Source organism: Velazquezella soli, from assembly GCF_977018685.1.
Genome location: NZ_CDRNXF010000002.1, coordinates 219,348 through 236,635, shown reverse-complemented (window position 1 = coordinate 236,635; position 17,288 = coordinate 219,348). Strand labels below are relative to the sequence as shown.

The 17,288-nt window shown below is 55.9% G+C and carries 14 protein-coding genes; 2 read left to right on the top strand and 12 right to left on the bottom strand.

Annotated elements, in window-relative coordinates; genetic code table 11:
- Window positions 1–254: 254 nt before the first annotated feature.
- The gene (locus AC0JZ8_RS02890) at window positions 255–1,355 is read right to left on the bottom strand and encodes an NADH:flavin oxidoreductase/NADH oxidase (RefSeq protein WP_471891692.1); all 1,101 of its coding nucleotides are present in this window, start codon (window positions 1,353–1,355) and stop codon (window positions 255–257) included.
- A gap of 110 nt (window positions 1,356–1,465) precedes the next feature.
- Between AC0JZ8_RS02890 and AC0JZ8_RS02885 the strand changes: the two genes are divergently transcribed.
- Window positions 1,466–1,783, top strand: coding sequence for an ArsR/SmtB family transcription factor (locus AC0JZ8_RS02885; RefSeq protein WP_471891691.1), 318 nt, complete (start codon window positions 1,466–1,468; stop codon window positions 1,781–1,783).
- Window positions 1,784–1,826: 43 nt separating this feature from the next.
- Here the strand turns inward: AC0JZ8_RS02885 and AC0JZ8_RS02880 are convergent, their stop codons facing one another.
- Genes AC0JZ8_RS02880 through AC0JZ8_RS02870 form a run of 3 tightly spaced genes read right to left on the bottom strand, consistent with a single transcriptional unit; the run spans window position 1,827 to window position 3,627 of the window.
- Window positions 1,827–2,972, bottom strand: a complete 1,146-nt coding sequence (locus AC0JZ8_RS02880; protein WP_471891690.1) for a site-specific integrase — start codon at window positions 2,970–2,972, stop codon at window positions 1,827–1,829.
- Window positions 2,969–3,373 carry a type II toxin-antitoxin system VapC family toxin gene (locus AC0JZ8_RS02875; RefSeq protein ID WP_471891689.1) on the bottom strand — a complete coding sequence of 135 codons (405 nt, stop codon included), beginning with the start codon at window positions 3,371–3,373 and terminating at the stop codon, window positions 2,969–2,971. The genes AC0JZ8_RS02880 and AC0JZ8_RS02875 overlap by 4 nt, the downstream gene beginning before the upstream one ends.
- Window positions 3,370–3,627, bottom strand: coding sequence for a type II toxin-antitoxin system VapB family antitoxin (locus AC0JZ8_RS02870; protein ID WP_471891688.1), 258 nt, complete (start codon window positions 3,625–3,627; stop codon window positions 3,370–3,372). The genes AC0JZ8_RS02875 and AC0JZ8_RS02870 overlap by 4 nt, the downstream gene beginning before the upstream one ends.
- A gap of 180 nt (window positions 3,628–3,807) precedes the next feature.
- Here AC0JZ8_RS02870 and AC0JZ8_RS02865 point away from each other — a divergent pair, with 180 nt between their 5' ends.
- Window positions 3,808–4,947: an RHE_PE00001 family protein gene (locus AC0JZ8_RS02865; protein ID WP_471891687.1), complete on the top strand. Its 1,140-nt coding sequence runs from the start codon at window positions 3,808–3,810 to the stop codon at window positions 4,945–4,947.
- 99 nt (window positions 4,948–5,046) lie between these two features.
- Here the strand turns inward: AC0JZ8_RS02865 and AC0JZ8_RS02860 are convergent, their stop codons facing one another.
- The 8 genes from AC0JZ8_RS02860 to AC0JZ8_RS02825 form a co-directional block, all read right to left on the bottom strand.
- The gene (locus AC0JZ8_RS02860) at window positions 5,047–6,738 is read right to left on the bottom strand and encodes a response regulator receiver domain (protein ID WP_471891686.1); all 1,692 of its coding nucleotides are present in this window, start codon (window positions 6,736–6,738) and stop codon (window positions 5,047–5,049) included.
- Window positions 6,739–6,741: 3 nt separating this feature from the next.
- Entirely contained in the window at window positions 6,742–9,705 is a 2,964-nt protein-coding gene (locus AC0JZ8_RS02855) for an ATP-binding protein (RefSeq protein WP_471891685.1), read from the bottom strand.
- Window positions 9,698–10,753 carry a DNA cytosine methyltransferase gene (locus tag AC0JZ8_RS02850; RefSeq protein ID WP_471891684.1) on the bottom strand — a complete coding sequence of 352 codons (1,056 nt, stop codon included), beginning with the start codon at window positions 10,751–10,753 and terminating at the stop codon, window positions 9,698–9,700. Before AC0JZ8_RS02850 ends, AC0JZ8_RS02855 begins: the two co-directional genes overlap by 8 nt.
- A gap of 434 nt (window positions 10,754–11,187) precedes the next feature.
- Complete coding sequence (locus tag AC0JZ8_RS02845) at window positions 11,188–12,321, bottom strand: McrC family protein (protein ID WP_471891683.1); 1,134 nt, start codon at window positions 12,319–12,321, stop codon at window positions 11,188–11,190.
- A gap of 121 nt (window positions 12,322–12,442) precedes the next feature.
- Window positions 12,443–14,611: an McrB family protein gene (locus AC0JZ8_RS02840; protein WP_471891682.1), complete on the bottom strand. Its 2,169-nt coding sequence runs from the start codon at window positions 14,609–14,611 to the stop codon at window positions 12,443–12,445.
- A 348-nt stretch (window positions 14,612–14,959) separates the two neighbouring features.
- On the bottom strand, window positions 14,960–15,466 hold the full coding sequence (locus AC0JZ8_RS02835) for a hypothetical protein (protein ID WP_471891681.1): 507 nt from the start codon (window positions 15,464–15,466) through the stop codon (window positions 14,960–14,962).
- Between the two features lie 60 nt (window positions 15,467–15,526).
- Window positions 15,527–16,579: a CBS domain-containing protein gene (locus tag AC0JZ8_RS02830; RefSeq protein WP_471891680.1), complete on the bottom strand. Its 1,053-nt coding sequence runs from the start codon at window positions 16,577–16,579 to the stop codon at window positions 15,527–15,529.
- 324 nt (window positions 16,580–16,903) lie between these two features.
- Window positions 16,904–17,140 (bottom strand): hypothetical protein, encoded by a 237-nt coding sequence (locus AC0JZ8_RS02825; RefSeq protein ID WP_471891679.1) that lies wholly within the window; start codon window positions 17,138–17,140, stop codon window positions 16,904–16,906.
- Window positions 17,141–17,288 lie beyond the last annotated feature (148 nt).

The following is a 17,288-nucleotide window of genomic DNA, read 5'->3' as shown; positions in this document are numbered from 1 at the left end:
GGTCTCCTTGACGTGAAGTTAGGTGCGTTACTCGATGATATGGGCAGTATGTCCGATGATGCGACATTAGCGAAGATCTACGGATCCGAGGAAAGCATCTCGCGTCTGCGACGATCTCCCCGGCAAGAGGTAACGGCAGAACCTCGCTCATGTTCGAATGTGCTATACGAATGGATAGGTGCAATGAACGCCGTGCTTGTGCCGCATGCCCCGCGACGTCATTGAAACGGGGCATGCGTTTATCGCCTTGGTAATCAGCTCGTGCGGTAGCGTGCCAACCAGTGGGCGTAGGGCGCCGGCAAGGTTGCCCAAGCAGGATCTTCGACGCCGAGCGTTTTTGCTGCGGCATAAGGCCAATGCGGATTGGCAAGCAGCGGCCGGGCAAGCATCACGAGATCCGTCTTGCCACTCTGGACGAGTGCATCGGCCTGCTTGGGATCGCTGATGAACCAACTTGTCGCCGTCGGAAGACCGGTTTCGCTATGGACGCGCGCGGCTGTCTCGGCCAGGAAATTTGGACCCCATGGGATCTGCGCCGTCGGTGTGGAGAACCCGACGCTGACATCGATGGCATCGAGACCTGCATCCCTAAAGCGGCTGACCAGGGCAATCGATTCCTGGAGCGTTTCTTCGTCGTGTCCGTCAAACTCGATGACGCCGAAACGGGCTGTCAGCGGTCGGTCCTCGGGCCACACTTTGCGGACCGCTGCGAGTGTCTCCAGTAGGAAGCGGCCGCGCTTTTCTGCGCTTCCGCCATATTCGTCTTCTCTCTGGTTGGAATGGATGGAGAAGAAGCTCTGCGCGAGATAGCCGTGCGCAAAGTGAAGCATCAGCCATTCAAATCCAGCGTCGCGTGCGCGTTCGGCGGCGTCAACAAAATCCTGCTGTACGCGCAGTATGTCTGCCTTCGTCATCTCGGTCGGAACCTTACCGAGGTCCCCACCAAAGGCGATTGCCGACGGCGCTATCGTCTCCCAACCACGTGCGTCTCCATCGACGATATGGTCGTCACCTTCCCAAGGACGATTTGCGCTGGCCTTGCGACCCGCATGGGCAATCTGGATACCCGGCGTCGCCCCGGCAGCTTTGATGGCCTGAACAATTGGACGAAGTGCATCTGCCTGCGCGTCGTTCCAGATGCCAAGGTCGCCAGGTGTGATGCGTCCTTCTTTCGAAACGGCGGTCGCCTCGAGGACAATCAATCCTGCGCCACCGCGCGCCAGGCCGGCATAGTGAGGAAGGTGCCAATCGGAAACCACGCCATCCGTCGCCATATATTGACACATGGGCGAGGCCGCGATGCGATTGCGCAGGGTGATGCCCTTAAGGCTGAAAGGATCGAATAGCTTTGGCATTGATGTGTTCCAGTGGAATTTCCCGGCCGGTCTATCCCTTCGTAAGTTCGAATACAATAGAACAATAGCAATACGGTTGGTTCGGTGCTAGAGCACGTCCTATGAGAGTCATGAAACATCCGGCCATGCACGAGATCAGCATCGAGCAAGTGTTCTACGCGCTGAGTGATCCGGTGCGTCTTGAGATCGTGCAGAAACTCTGCCGCACGGACGAAGCCAGCTGCAGTGCGCTGGATGGCGGCAGACCCAAATCGAGCGTATCCCACCACTTTCGGGTGTTACGGGAAGCAGGCCTTGTGTGGACGCGCAATGAAGGGGTCTCTCACATGAATGCGCTTCGACGACATGAGCTCGACGAACGGTTTCCAGGGCTGCTCGCTGTCGTCGAGGCAGCGATTTTTGCCAGGGCAGGGGCGAACGCCGCATAAAGTCATGAGCAGCTGGAACGTACGCTTTTGCGAGCCGAGCGTTTTAGCTGATCAGACGCGCAGCTCGGCCCGTTCTTCTGGTCGCGCTGTTGTAATAGCTGGATGCCTGCTGGACGGATCGATGTCGCGACTGCTCCATAGCTTCAGGCAGCGGAATGCCGCGATTGGCCGCCTCGGTCAGATACCCTGATCGCAGCCCGTGTGCCGAGAAATCCCCAGGCTCAAGCCCGGCCATTTCAGCCCGCTGCTTGACGATCGCATTGACCGCGCTGGGCTCGAGCGGCCGCTTGGAGAGATTGCCCCAGCGGTCGACCTTTCGGAATATGCTGCCCTTGTCGATCCTGGCTGCCGCAAGCCAGGCATTCAGCGCATTGACGGGCCGGCCGGTGAGATAAACGACCTCATCATGATCGGCGCCAGATGTCTTCGTGCGGCCGAGATGGATCGAAAGCGAGGGGAGGGGAGAGCCATCGGGAAGGTCGATTGATGGCTCGACCGTCAACTGTTCGACGCGCATGGCGGCGATCTCGCTGCGGCGCCGACCGCCCGAGGCGAAAGCGACCATCAAGATTGCTCGATCACGGATGTCGCGCAAGCTCTCGGTGCTGCAGGTTGCGAGCATCTTGCCAAGGACATCGCCGGTAACAGCCTTGGCACTCTTCCGACGACGTTGTCGCGGCGTCGCCCGCACCGCAAGCCGTATCGCGGACTTGAGGGCAGGGGAGGCGAAGACGCCGGTTAGTCCGCGCCACTTCGTGAGAGTCGACCACGTGGCGAGGCGCCGGCGCACGGTATCGGGTGCATGCGGGCCTGCCGACTTTAGAAAACCTTGACGTCGGAGGTTCTGCTCCACCTTTGCCGGCATCCCGTGATCCGGATCGGTTTCGCGCTTCTGCGGGTCCCACAGATGATGTGCGACGAATTTCAGGAGCAGGGCTTCGGGCGCCGGCCAGGGCAGAGATTTGCCAATCGCTGCCAGCGACCAGGCCTGCAGATAGGCAAGATCAGACGTCAGGGCCCGAAGGGTATTTTCGCCCATGCCCTCGTTCACCAGATGGCGCAGCGTTGCGACATCCTGGTCGGTGAGCAACTCGGCCAGCTCGTCGCGACGTTCCAGAGGCAGAACTGCTGCAATCGTGTCCAACTCTTGGGCGCGGCGATCGACCGGGTCTGAGTCATTGTTTGTCATGCCATCGACGACGCGGGATGCAGTTTGAGATCAGTGTGGCCGAAGTCATGCCCCTTGAACAGGAGCGGCGCCTTGGCAACAGCGGCAACAGCGTACGAGAAACAGTCGCCCATATTGAGCGCAGCTGGATGACGACCACGGCCAAAACGCTCGAAAGCCTCTTCTGCCGCCCGGTAGTGTTTCTCATCGAAAGCGACAGTCGTGACATTCGCAGTTTCGGCAAGCCGCCCGATGATTTTGGCGGCACTGACGAATCCTTTACCCGACAGGACCATCCGTGCCTCAAGCAAGGTCGGCCAACCGATGATGACCGGCTCGCGTCCCATCAGTGGTCTGAACACTTCTGCTTCCGGCTCCTTCATCGATATCGCGATAATAACAGACGTATCGACGGCAATCATATCGGCAGACCGTTCTCATCGTAGAAGTCATCGTGATTGGACGTCGTGCCGGGTGCGATATTGCGTAGATCCTCGTCTGCCAGATCCCATACGGCGTCCATGGGATAGCGGATGTTGTCAGTGCTCAACTCCTGGTCGTAACGCTCGAGTGCCAGTTCGACGAGCCGATTGATCGGCTGGCCCGTGCGGCGGGAGAGGGCATGGGCCAGATCTCGGGCCTTGCTGCTGCGAATGGAGAGCTGCGGTTCGGACATGGTGCGCCTCGTGAAATCGTGGCTTCAATATAGAGATTCCATACCAGATGGCAAGCAAAATACCATAGATGGCTAACCCCCGATAAGAGGTACTTATCGAGGGTTAGACCGCCAACTGACAACCATACCATGTGAGGAATAATAACATTTAGATAGAGTTCCTTTAGAGAATCATTTACTATGACTTCAATGGCTTACGATCTCGCAAAAATCAGCATGACAGCCTTGATGGAGCCGGCTTTTCGCGCTGGCATTGAACTGGCGCGTCTGGACGAGCGCGTGGCCCGCTCACCGGTCGGTGCGGGCTTGATCGAACGATCCCACTTCGCCGACGCCTGCGCCTCGCTGTGGATCGACGGCGAACTCGTCCATCTTGAAGACCTCGTCCTCCACGACGATATCAGAGATATTCGCACACCCACCCACGAACTGACAATCGCCCGCGACGTGCTGCGCACCCGCCGGCGCATCGCTGCCCAACTTCCCGGCTGGGCATTGTCGGCAGACGGCGTCCGCACTCTCAGAAAAACCGCAGAGATTACGTCGGCCGACACGGAAGAGGTGCAGGCGGTCGGCGCCATCCGGCGCGCCGTCGCGGACGATCCGGAAGGTGAGGGGGACGATGTCGACGACATCGAAAACCTTCCTGACGTCGACTATGCCGCTATCGATGCGGTGCTCGCCCGATCCGAGGCCGCGATCCAGAACGCTACACGGCCCGGTCGCGCCGACGCGGCGGAAAAAGATCCGCTGGTGTATGATCTCGACTGGGACGAGGATGCGCGGCTTGACGAATGGCGCGGCGTGCTGCGCCAGGCCGAGAACTTGCCGGCGGTGCTGCAGGCCATCTTCGCCCTTGACGCCTGGAACGAACTTTCGGTCCTTCAGCACGCGCCGTGGCTTGGCCGGCTGTTTTCCGCCTCGATCCTGCGCCAGTCCGGCGTCACGTCAGGTGCCCATCTCGCCGCCATCAATCTCGGCCTGAAAACTATTCCCGTCGATCGGCGCCGGCATCGCGATCGGGAAACCCGGCTGCTGGCCATCGTCCACGGATTTTTGGCGGCTGCCGAGATCGGACTGAAAGAACATGACAAGCTGGCGCTGGCTCGAACACTTATGGAGCGAAAGCTGGAAGGGCGCCGGACATCTTCAAGACTGCCGGAGCTGGTTGAGTTGGTGATGACCAAACCGTTGGTGTCGGCAAAAATGGTGGCGAAGACGCTCAATGTGACGCCGCAGGCGGCGCGGCGGATTGTTTTGGAGCTGGGCCTGCGCGAGATGACGGGGAGGGGGAGGTTTCGGGCATGGGGGATCCTATGATGCAAAGTACAAATGATCGGTGTTGTGACGCATCGCGCAATAGATGCATGGTCCGTGAGGCCACTAATTTGCGTTGCCGGAACAGCATTTTGACTGTCGCTAACCTCCGTACTTCCGGCGAAAAGCCTCAAACTCGTCAAACCCGATCCTGCCCATCGTTTGCCCGATGTACTGCACCGTGCGGAGCGCCCGACGCCGCTTTACGTCGGCGATCCACACATATTGCTTATGCTTGTCGGATCGTTTGCCTGCTGGCATCGAGGATGCCTCGAACGTCATGATGCCGGTCGGCGACCTGGACGCGGTAACCTTTTCATCTTTTGTCGGCGCGAAAACGATCGATCTCAGCGCTGCATAAGGAGCCTTGTCCGAAAGCTTGAGGCACAAGAACTCTCGGCCGTCTTTCGCTGTGGGCTTATGCGGCACGACAAACTCGATCTTTTCCTTCGTCTGCCAGACCGCATCCTCAAGAACGATCTCAAGCTGCGCGAAAAGGAATGGCTGCGGCTTTTTCAATCTGACGGAATCACAGGATGCTTGGACGCAAAGGGCGTAGTTTCCGTCCGCATCCCTGATGATGGAACCTAGAGAAAGCAACGGTTCATGGTGTCGATAGCCGGAAACCGCGTCCGCAGCCAGGCAAGTCAGGGCCGCGAACTTAAGCATATCCCTTCTGCTGGCCTTGCTGTCGGAGAAGGGATCCGCCAAAAACTCCTGGAAGAACGATTCTTTGCGACCAAGCGACGCGTTCGCATCGTTGAACTTCTTAATGGTCGGACCGATGCCGTCGATGATGAGGTCCTTGTATTGATCGACTGAAACGGATAGCGCTTTAGGTCCTAAGCCTATTGACACGCCTTCTTTTGGCAGCACTGAGGTTATCGCTTTCTCCAGAGCATCCCTGCCTGCGAACTGAGCCGCAATCGAACTGCTGTCGATAGCGTTCTTCAACTCGCTCAGGATGATCTGGGTTGCGTATTCTTCGGCGTCCTCAGCGCTCGGTACAGTGCTCCGATGATGAAAATACGGGCCGTCCATATCCCTGCTGAATTTGGAAATGACGTGATGGGTCGCCGACCTGATCGAAGCTATCGTAGCGATCGCGACGTTGGTAAGCACGCCGCCGGAAAGGTATGAAAACTCCTTCTGAAGCCGAGCCGGTAATTCTGATTCGTCAGCAGCGAACGCGGCGAGTGTTTTGGGATATGTGCCGCCTTTCTTTAGCAGCCAGACAATCCGGAGACCGTCGGTACTAGCCAGAAAGTTTTCCTTGATTAGGATCCCGCGGCGATCGACAGTAGCTTTCGGTAGATGCTCCAACACCTTGTTGAGAATTTTCGCCTTGTCGGAGACCCCGGTGTAAATGGCAATCAGCCGAAACCGGCCACCGATGGTCTCGTCGTGCGCGACAACCTCGCCAATGATTTCTAAAGCCGTCTTGCCCTCGTCGCGGTGCATTTCCCAGTCGACGCATAGTATGTCAGCCTTTTCAGCAGCCTTCGCAACGCGCGCCACCGATCCGTCTTCCGGTTTCGGCTTTAACACCGAGCAAATAAGGCCGAGCGACATCGAAGTCTCGACAAGAACGTCCGCTTTCAGTGGGTGGCTTGGCGATTGCGTTACCGAGGCAGCAGGCAGAGCTTTAGTGAGATGGATGCGACCGGGTTTCTTCAACACGGCGGCAGACCCGGCAGTTTCCAACGTCTCCGTGCTGGCTTCGTCGTCGACGACGATGAGCGTGTGGGCGAACTGGCGTGTGGCTTCCAGCCTGAAGTCGTCGAATGTATCCATGCCCTATTCCTGCCCAGACCGTGCAATTCTAAAAATAGTTCCGCTGTCCGCAGGATCGAGCCGTAGCTCATAGCCGATCTTCTTCAGGGCTTGGCGCGATATATATAGTCCCATGCCGCGTCCTCCCGGCTTCCTGGTGAAATTCAAACTGAACACATTCTCGCGGTCGCGAGGACTGATGCCAGGCCCGTTGTCGATCACTAGGAGGTCGTCGACGTCGACATCGAAGAAAACTTTCTTGGTCCCGGTCCTCTTATCTCGAAGCCAATAGATGGCATTGTCGACCAAGTTCACGAAGACCGGATAGAAGGTCGAGGTATGCCCCTCCCACGAATAAGAATTGAAGGCATCGCTTGCGTTCAACTCGATCGATTCCTGTTCGAGAATGAGTTCGAACAGCTTGCGGACAAAGTCCAGCACGTCCTTGCCGGTGATGCGCGTCGTCTCGCGATTAAACCGAATGTCCATCTCGGTAAAGAGTGTAAGATATCCATTCAGATGCTCGAAGCTTGAGAACATTGAGTGGTAGAGACTTGTAATTTCCGGGTTCGCCTTTGCCCAACCTTCTAGCCTCCGGAAACCGTCCCGCAACGTATGCACAGCCTTATCGAATTCGTGGTTAACTGCGCTAATGGCCAGTCCGATCTGCGCAAGCTCAAGCTCCGACGAGCGGCGGTCCCGCAGCTCCTCAAGTTCCTCCTCGAGCGACTCCGTCAATTCGTCGGCATCAAATCCGTCGCCGTCAATGAAGCGTCTGACCAGATTGATCTGGTTCTGCAGGTCGAGGATGCGGGCATTTTCCTTCGTGAAAAGCGCAGTGAATTCTCCGACTATTCGTTCGCGTTCCTTGTCCAGATCTTCCGGCTTTGCTGCCGCCACAAAGGATTGGGCCTCGACCAAAAGCCGGTCCAAAGCGAGGTTTACCGTCTTTGTCGCATCGGCGTTGACAGCTTTAGCCTTGGCGTACAGGTCGTTGATCGCCTGATCGCTTTTGGCGCGCGAGGACTTAATTTGCTCTTTCGAGCGATCGGCGCTTGATCTGACGTTGCCCATAAACCTGTTGGCTTCATCGACGTGGATGCCGTTGGTCTCAGCCGCGCGGTTGATGATATCGGATATGGAGGCGTTAGCGGTCTGAAAGATCGAGTTTTCCAACCGCTCCCGTTCCGTCTGATAGGCGATCCACTCGTTGTTCATCGCTCGTGTCAGCCCAACTCCACGCGGCTTCTGGATCTGTAGGCCGGACTGCAACTCGTAAATGACGTCCTTAGTTTCCTTCTCGACGCGCATCAGCGCTAGCGCCTTGGATGGTCCATCGCGACGACTGTTGACAATATCGGCTACACGAGTAGCAAGACTTTCAAGCTCCGACTTGACCGACAATTCCGGCACGCGATCTTCCAGCGATTGGAAGAATTCGTTCAGCTCTGCCTGCAAAACGCGCTTCTTTGTTGTGGACTGTTTGGCTTTCTTTGCTCTGATCTCGGCGTTCTTCTGAAGGTCCGAGCGGCCAACCTCCCACGTTCCCGAATATTTGCCCTCTTCGCGGAAATAGTCAGCTGCGGTCTGCAGGAAGAAGTTCATCAGGATCGAGCGAAATTGTCTGTAAGCCAAGTTTTCGCGGAAGCCCTCGCGGCCTGCTTTCTCGGACAACTCGACGTTTTGCACGCCGTCGAGCTCGATCACGCCCATCAGCCTTCGATACGAATAGTAGTAGTAAGAGGCACTGAGCGTGCGTCGCTTCTCTATGTCAAGAAAGTCGTAGTCGGAATCTCCGTAGGGCTGGACCCGGATGCCATCCTTGTAAATGTAGACACCGCCGTGCTTCTGAAGCTTTCTGGTCAGTCGCACGTATTCTTCTGGCGGCACCAGGCTATCACGGGCAGCGCCTTGAACTACGGCAAAATCGACTCTAAAGGGCCCACAGCGGGTTGGGCGATTGTCGCCATCTGGCCAATTAAGAACATATGACTCCGGCGCTGTGTGATAGACCCCGATTTGACCGCGGAACTGCCCAAATTCGTCGAAGTGTCCAGAAATATGGTGGTCGACCTCGCTGAACTCGTCCTTTGTGAAAAAGGCATTCTCGCCAAGGCGTTCTATCGGCGAGCTCTCGTCCACGTAGTCGCGGAAGCGAGTCACGATCGGAGGAGCGCGCTCGGCCGTTGTGGTCATGGTATTCGTAAAGCCAATTAGGTGCTTTTCGAACCTGGTGGCCTTACCCTCATGGTCGCGCGCATCGATGTCACTCTCGATGAGACTGTCGGCGGGCAAAATATAGAAATGGGTTCCAGAACCGTCTCCGGTGAGCTTCGGTTCGTTAAGGTATGTCTCCATCGTCTGCGGTGACACGGAGAATTCTTCCATTTCGTCCAGAATACGCTGTCGCTGGTTCGCCTCCACCCGAGAACCGATCTGCTCAAGAGCGGCACGCGCCTCATTAACCATGCCGCGAACGGTTTCATCGCTGGGAAGGACATCGGCGCTCAGTTCCCTGATCGGTATGATTACCTCGCTAAGGTCTAAGCCAGGCAGCTCGAACATGCCCCAATGAATGTAGGCCGCGGTGAGCGTGGGTTGCGCGATGCCTTCCCGTCTGGCGCGGGTGACGATAAGAACCTGTGGGCCGATGACCGCGATGGCGAGCCGACCGATGCCCTTCTCTCCAAGGATAGGGCGAGTCTTCTGCTTGGCATCGACTGGCGGCGGCGCAAGTCCGGCGGCACTGTTGACCTTGCTGTCCGTTCCGAGTGTCAGCCACCGCTGCTCGAAGTCGACTCGTGTCATCCCAAGACCGTCGTCACGGAGGACGAGAAGCTTTTCATCCCGGAAGTAGTCGACCTCGGCACGCTTGGCATAGGCATCGTGCGCATTCTTGAACAGTTCGCTCAGCGCCGTCGGCACGCCGGCGATCTGCTGCCGTCCGAGCATATCGAGAGTTCGTGCACGGACTTTGAAGTTAGCCATTGCTGCGGTCCGAGGTCATTTGGCTCAAGTGGGCAAAGACCGCATTTCCCATTGCCTCGGCGAGCTTGACCGGAACAGCATTGCCTATCTGTTTTGCCATGGAAATCATGCTTCCGCTGAATTCGAAGCTATCCGGGAAGGTCTGGAGCCGGGCGGCCTCACGCACGCTGATAGCACGATCCTGGGTTGGGTGCCCGTATCTCCCATTGGAAAGACTGATGCAGCGCGTCGAAAGCGCCGCGGCAGGCCGATCTTTGGACATGCGTCCATAGACATCCGTGTGTCCAGAATGACCCTCGTGGCAGCGCAGGTTTAGATCGCTAGGCCAGTCCCGTCTGCCGCCATTGACCGGCGTGTTGCGAATCCTAGTCTGGTTCAGTTCTGACAGTTTGGCCGCCCTATGATTTGGAACAGTGTAGTCCTCTTCACCGGCACGGATCGAGGGAAGATCGCCAATCCAGTCCCACACGGTGGCGTGGGGCCTCTCTGAGAGCACGCCGTGGGTCGCTGCAGGCACGCTGATGGGTCCGAGCTTGCTTGCGATAAGAACTAGCCTTCTTCGGACTTGAGGAACCCCATAATCCAGAGACGAGACGACCTTTACATCGAAGCTGTAGCCGTGGGTCCGCAGCAGATCGAGGAAGCGGCCAAGGGGACCTTCCGTTTGGGCAATTTTCTGGAGGCCGGGCACGTTTTCCAGAAGCACGTAGTCTGGGTGAAGCTGCTCCACGAACTTATGGAAATGATCGAGCAGCTCGCGGCGGATGTCGCCATCCTTCTTTTGGGTGACCTGCTTTGTGAAAGGCTGACATGGAGCGCATGCCGCAAACAGGAATTTCCCTGGCATGCCGTCGAGCATCTTTTCCAGCTCTGACGGTTCGAAGCCACGGATGTCGCGTTGCACGAAGGTGGAATCTGGAAAATTGGCAGCGTAAGTCTTTCCGGCATCGGTGTCGATATCGATCCCAGCGACAATATTCATGCCAACATTACGCAGCCCGGCACTGGTGCCGCCACAACCGCAGAAGAAATCGACAACATTTATCATCAAGTATTCAGCATTCTAAGTTCTTGTGTCGTGCCGCCGATCAGGATCCGTACGTCGCGACGTTTCGCACAGACTTTTATTATGGCGGTGAAACGTTATTAAATTTCGCCCTTTCCTACTCGCATTTCTAGAAATCGATTTGTCAACTACTCTTGTAGTGATTCGCAATCGGCTAGACCGAGTTTCGAGGAAAAAGGCGATGACGTTCAGGTGCTACTGATCCCCGGTGCACCACACCGGCACTTGGAGAACGTGCAGCGTCAGACACCACTGACGATCCCCGAATCCTCTACTCTACGCCTCGAAGATGCGTGTTTTTAAACAAGATTTAGTAGTTTAACCTGATCTACAGCCCGCTTTAATGACAGGTGTGGGACGTGAGCCTTAGCATTTGAACTTGAATGTCGCTGCTGAGGGCTGGCCCGAATTCGAAACTATCCCGCCGATTCCTGGTTGCAGTCGCGGTCTATGACGGATAGCCACACGGGTGCTGTCCGCGAATGCAAATCGAATGGCAATATGTGAAGGCGAAGATCCCGCGAAAATTCGAACGGTCTTGGCAGAACGGGGAACTCTTCGACGCCCGGATACATCAAAAACATGTCGCCCGACCCCTCCAAGTATTTCTGACCATAGGCGAAGAGCTGGTAGAAATCCGCCTGCGACAGTCCAAAATTTGCGTTTCGGTCGCGGTTCAGTCGCTTCCATTTCGCATCAATGATCCATCTCCGCGCCTTGTTATGCACCAACATGTCGGGTTTCAACCGAAACCATTCCGCCGCACCAAGGGAGCAGAGGTGATGTCGGTTCGGTTGCCAAACTGACTTGAAGACCGGCTTGAGCGAGGCCGACACCGAAGAAAAGACATAGCGTTCAAAAAGCCGCTCCATCGGAAACAGCATGCTCATGCCCTTCCGGTCGCCGAACGTAGCAAACGGCAGCCGATGGGTGACCAGCAGTTCGGCCAGCGGCTTAACACGCCCATAGTAGGCGAGTTGCCTCCCTTGCTCCCATTTGCCGAGGTCGGAGCTCACGTTTCCGCTTTCCGGTACCTCGCCGAGGAGCACTGACAGTTCTCTGGCTCGGCGCCAATTTTCCGACGAGGCCGTATTGCGGGCGACATACTCTACTGCAGACCGTAAAATTCGGTTTTCCGGGCGGTCCAGAGAATACTCGTCCAACTGAACACTAAACTGATGAAGTCCGCCGGCTGCGCCGATCTGCTTTGCGACGTCAAGTCTTCCGCGGAGAAATGGCTCTCTAGTCTCGATGGTAGCATAGCCGGAGCGGAGGCCTCGCCTGATCAGGTCCGAAGCTTCATCGAGGAACGCGCCGGCAAACCACTCGGTCATCGGCATATGGAACGCGGCGACGTCCGCGTTGTCCGCGCGACGAGGGCGCAGATTGAGGCTTTCCGATATCATCTTGATGAGCAGGCTGCGGATCCGCGATACGTCGGACGTCTCTGATACGTGCTTCGGTAGAATTTCGATCTGTGTGCCGCAGGGCGTCTCGATCACGCCGACATAGTTTTGCAGGCTAATCGTATCGGGCGAAACGATCTGCACAAACGGGAAATCTTGGTCATTGCCTCGCCCGTACCGCAATAGCCAATCGAAGGCACTCGACGAGATCGACGCGCGATCCAGGGAGGAAGATATTTGCCTAGTCGTTAGCCGGGCGAACTCCCTAACGGTCGGCATTCTGTCCGCCGACAATCTGTCTGTAGGCTTCCGGTCGATCAAAAGCTGTCGCATTGATCCGCCAAGTTCCATTGATCGCGACACCGTGTTGTTCGGGCCCGAAGAGCGCCGCCGCGTCGTCGGGTCCCTCGACGATGAATTGATCCCGCGGGTCTTTCTTCCGCTGATCATTCAAGACGAGGCGAATTCGCCGCCAATCGTCGAAGAAGTACTCTTTCAGGAGCGGGATGATCCTTCGGGAAAACAGCTCCTTAAGTTGATCGATGTCGTCGGATGCCTGCAAATTCAGGAAATAGGCATGTCCCAGGCGGTGATCACGATCTAGAAGCGCTTCGATCCGTGCATTCATCATCGAAAGCAACTGGGCAAGATCAACGCCCGCGATCTCAACCCCTTCAAGTTGCGTCGTCTGCGGCTCGATTTCCTCGAAAACGAAGCGGCGACGTAGAGCCATGTCGATAGACGCAAGCGAGCGATCGGCTGTGTTCATCGTGCCGATGATGTGAAGCCCGACTGGTACGCCGAACGTCGTTTTAGAATAGGGCAGGATAGTCGTTAACGCTTCTTTCGCCCCGAGACGTTTTGACGGTTCGATCAGCGTGATCGTCTCGCCAAGTATCTTCGAGATGTTACCGCGATTGATCTCGTCGATGATAAGGACCTTCTTGCGCAAGACGTCGTTTTTTGCCGAAGTGCGATCGAGAATGCGCTCAACGAGAACTGGGATGATGTTGTTGTAGCCGTTGACGAGGAACTTCTCGAGCCGGCAATCGGGGATGAGATCGAAGACCTTCTTCTCCCGGATGTCTTGGACGGTGAGTTTGCCGCGCCGCACCGCCTCGGCAAGTTCGTCGAGCACCTTCCAAGGAAAAGGAAGTTGTGAGCCGTTCGGCTTGTCGAGCCACAAAATCTCCGGAGTGCATCGGCTGACCACATATCCGCTCGAGAACTGCTCTCCGAGCTTGAAGGGCTGGACTGACGATTCACAGAACGACTTCAGGATGCCATCGCGAACCACGTATCGGACGGAACCTGCCTCGGTCGTTTCCGCCCTCAGGCCCTCGATGAACTCCTCGTAACTGAAGCTTTGATGGAACGTGACGAAGCGGATCGACCCTTCGTCGACAAGTTCGTCGAAACGTTCTTTCAGGCCTTCGCGATCCCCGTCCGACCGAATTAGAAACTCCGGGTCTAGGATGGCGACGGCTCGATCGACGACTTGAAAGGTCTTACCCGTTCCGGGGGGGCCATACAGAATTTGATTGAGCGGCATGCTCGACGAAACCTCGCCGGTGCCCGCGACGTCGTGGATGCCGACGGAGGTCAGGGTTGGCGCATCGTCGATTTCTTTAGCCGGATCCCAGACCTCCTTGACGTCGGCCTGATAGAAGTCGATCAGTTCTCCCCGGCTCTCCTCCAACTCCTGGCGAACGCGCGCAAGTTCACGATCTCGCTCGATCTTGGTCATCCGGCGAACGGTCGTACGGGGCAGGTTCCCAAGCGTTTCAAGAACCTGCCTGATTTGCCCGGTGCTTGAGAAACGCTCGAACGTCTCAGGAAAGAGCAAATGCGGCACCATCAGCTTGAGCTGCCGCTTGCCGGCGTCAGGCACCTCCTCGAGCCATGTCGCAAACGCCCATGCATCATCCAGCAACGACAGCTGCATTTCGGATGAGAGCAACTTGAAGGACGTTATGGCACGAATAAGAAACCCCAATTCACGAGGCCGGTGGTTCATAAAGCCGGGTCCGCCGGAGCCGAGACCCTTGAGGACATCGTCGGAAAGAAGTCGCTCATCCTGTTCACCTTCGAGCGGCGCCCCCGACCATGCCCATACGTCGCCTATGCCTTCTCGCTTCGAGTGAGGGCCCATGTTGTTGGGGAAGAGGTACAGAATCCAGAGGATCTCGGACAGCAATTTGCAGGCGTTAGGAGACGCGCCTTCAAATTGATGCGTCAACTTCTCGTAAAATCCGCCGACGCCGCTTTCGACCGCCCCGCTAAAGCGCTCGGCAACTTCCGCGAGCCCTTCGCTGGACCAGAGGTGGTCCGGTCCAAAAAGCGACCCATCGCTCTTTAGGCAGCGGTCTCTCCATTCGGTCGCCGCCGCCAAGGTGGTCTCTGAATTTGAATGAAACGGACTGTAGCGCGACATGTCTTCTCCCCAGGCGTCGATGCACACATCCATAGGACGCCTCGGTTAAAGATCGCTTAGATATATTCATGCCGCCAAGAGCCGTCAGCCTCATTTCACTCGATTGCAGTCCGTTCGAAGAAAGGCCGACGTTCGAATTGAGGATTTTCAGAGCCTTGGTTTCGTTCCAATAGCAGGGTCGTAGGCTCTGTTCCTTTCAAACCCGAGAATGACATCCGGTCACGTAAGACGGATTTTTTGCCAAACGTAGCGGGAGGACGGTACCGTTAATCGCCGGAGGGCGCTTTTTGTCTAAGTCATCGAGCAACCGGCGTCCGAGACCACGGGCAGTATTTTTCACCAGTCGGCTCAGCGGAGAGGACGATCTAATTCAAGCTGGAAACTAGGCTCTGCACAATGCCGTTCCCACCTTTTCCAAGCATCGATGTCATGAATTGTTTGATATCCCTCAGGCCCAATTTCAACCTGTATTACCTCGACGCAATATTGGAGCATAGCATTTGCGACGTCATAGCGGTCGGCGTGATTTAGACCCTCGTATGACTTTGGCAGAGATGCCTTACTTATCGACCACTTCTGGGTGTTTCCGACCTGCTTGCATTTCAGCGAAGCAATGTTCACTGCCACACTCTCCCCGACGTCGCCGAGACGTCTGGCCGCGATCATGAACCAATTGTAGTCGCTTTCCAGGACGAAGATTTCATATGCTCTTTTCTCGCGGGTGAGCAACGCGTGCGGATAGAATTGTTTTGGCCCTTTGACGAAATCGGCTTCCTTTACTGCTGGTACGTTCGTCCTTGAAGTCGCACTTCGTCTGGACGAGAGAGTGAGTTTCTGTAGGAGATTGCGCAGCATATGGCCTCTAATTGGCAATGACAGTCGAATGACAAGGGGGGACTAAAGCAGTCCGTGTGATCAAAAGCCCCCAAAACTTCGTATGAGGTCGAGCATCTTCGCAACGTTCCTTAGGGTCGAGAGATTTTCTGACGTCAAGGGATCTGGATCAAAGTGCATAACGTCGTTTCTTATAGAATTGACTTCGATTAGCTCCTTGCAAAAGGTGGTGCGGTCAAGCTGAAGCCCAAGCTTCTCCCAGTTTTCATCGCTTTCCAAAATCCGGATGTAGTTCCCGAATGTTAGGTCTGCGACGCTCTTAAATTCCTTTGGAAGATATTCCTCGCTGCATGCATTTTTGATATCGCTGATCGTAAGTTTTTTGGAAATTAATGCCCGTAGATGGTTTTCGATCTCTGCTAGTAGCAAAAATGGCGTGCTCGTCTCTTCAAACTGGTGAGTAATATCTGTTGACGTTACAATTCCAGCAATGCGCTTATCCGCCGCGCGTATCAGAACATAGTTATGATCTAGGATGATCTTTATACCCGCAAATAACGATGCCGATGCGGAAATCTCTTGCGCCTCGTCCATAAAATGCTGTGCTTGAGTGCCGTCAGTTTTCGTGACGTTGCGCGCTCCGATAGACTCCCAGCTGATCACTCCCTTGACTTCACGATCAGTTGTCATCACAGGCAGCTGCGAGAAATTTCGGGCCAGCATCAAAGTAATGGCTTCCTGCAGTGTCGCAGTCGGCTTGACGCTGATCGGAGGCCGATTTGCAGATTCGATTTTACCGATACGAAACGATGGATCATCGGGTGACTTACCATCGTTGATTGGCTCCGCAGCCTGTTCCGGAGTTGGAGCTGGTGGTACGCTACTGGAAGTGCTTTCTTTGTGCTTAGAGGTCAGCTCGAACGTAATCGGGGTGTCAACCCAAATGTCCAGGTAATGTGGAACGGTACGAACGCCAGCAGCCTTAAGCTGAGAATTAATATATTCGACATTGGATGCAGTTCGGCGCTGCATTCCAAACCAAGAGAGGAAGGTTCTTATCGTTACCGGATGGGCCGTTTTCCCACTCTTTAGATCCTTCAAAACTCTTCGGAGTTCGTCTGCTATGTCAGCCATTCATATGCCCCCAACTTGAATTGCTGCAGTATGCCATAAGTACGAATTTTCCGTTCTCAGGACCAATTTATGTGGCAATATGGATGCGACGGTTACCGCCCAATGTTCAATTAAGCAGGCTCTTTAAGAGCTGCAGTAGTATTAGCGAAGATTGTACGCCGCGGTGACGAGTCTGCGCATGGTGGCGGGGCCGGATCCGCGAGACGCCCCTCGGCCGAAGGAGATCTACGATCCCAATCTGCAGATCGAGACGTTGAAAGTGAAGGCACGGAATTTTCAGTGAAATTCGGTTGGCACAATAACGGGTCGTTGGTCCTAATCTCTTCAAGACCTGGATGCCAAGTCGGCCAGATCCTTCAGGCCGCGATGCTTGGACATGGCAGTCTCCAGGCCCGATCGGGTATCATGTCCCTCTCGATAAAGAGTGATGATGATTGCTGCGGCGAGCTCGGCTTCCGGGCTGTCCTTGAGAACGCGGTTCGCGACAAGCCAATCGTGGAACGACTCCTCGATGAACTGCAACTCAGTCGGGCCGAATGGCCTTTCCAGAAACGCGCGCATAGCCTTCCCCTTCTTTGCGGCGCCGATATGGGAAATCGAGCCTGATCGGTCAAGACCGAATTACGGTCGATCAACTGAGGACGGATTTACGAGCCCCGCTGGCATCTCACGCTGATTTCATTGCGGAAAGGCCTTGCAGAGCCGTGCC

Coding starts and splice junctions, on each gene's coding strand:
- AC0JZ8_RS02890 (WP_471891692.1), bottom strand. CDS start 1,355: ATGCCAAAGCTATTCGATCCTTTCAGCCTTAAGGGCATCACCCTGCGC.
- AC0JZ8_RS02885 (WP_471891691.1), top strand. CDS start 1,466: ATGAAACATCCGGCCATGCACGAGATCAGCATCGAGCAAGTGTTCTAC.
- AC0JZ8_RS02880 (WP_471891690.1), bottom strand. CDS start 2,972: ATGACAAACAATGACTCAGACCCGGTCGATCGCCGCGCCCAAGAGTTG.
- AC0JZ8_RS02875 (WP_471891689.1), bottom strand. CDS start 3,373: ATGATTGCCGTCGATACGTCTGTTATTATCGCGATATCGATGAAGGAG.
- AC0JZ8_RS02870 (WP_471891688.1), bottom strand. CDS start 3,627: ATGTCCGAACCGCAGCTCTCCATTCGCAGCAGCAAGGCCCGAGATCTG.
- AC0JZ8_RS02865 (WP_471891687.1), top strand. CDS start 3,808: ATGACTTCAATGGCTTACGATCTCGCAAAAATCAGCATGACAGCCTTG.
- AC0JZ8_RS02860 (WP_471891686.1), bottom strand. CDS start 6,738: ATGGATACATTCGACGACTTCAGGCTGGAAGCCACACGCCAGTTCGCC.
- AC0JZ8_RS02855 (WP_471891685.1), bottom strand. CDS start 9,705: ATGGCTAACTTCAAAGTCCGTGCACGAACTCTCGATATGCTCGGACGG.
- AC0JZ8_RS02850 (WP_471891684.1), bottom strand. CDS start 10,753: ATGATAAATGTTGTCGATTTCTTCTGCGGTTGTGGCGGCACCAGTGCC.
- AC0JZ8_RS02840 (WP_471891682.1), bottom strand. CDS start 14,611: ATGTCGCGCTACAGTCCGTTTCATTCAAATTCAGAGACCACCTTGGCG.
- AC0JZ8_RS02835 (WP_471891681.1), bottom strand. CDS start 15,466: ATGCTGCGCAATCTCCTACAGAAACTCACTCTCTCGTCCAGACGAAGT.
- AC0JZ8_RS02830 (WP_471891680.1), bottom strand. CDS start 16,579: ATGGCTGACATAGCAGACGAACTCCGAAGAGTTTTGAAGGATCTAAAG.
- AC0JZ8_RS02825 (WP_471891679.1), bottom strand. CDS start 17,140: ATGCGCGCGTTTCTGGAAAGGCCATTCGGCCCGACTGAGTTGCAGTTC.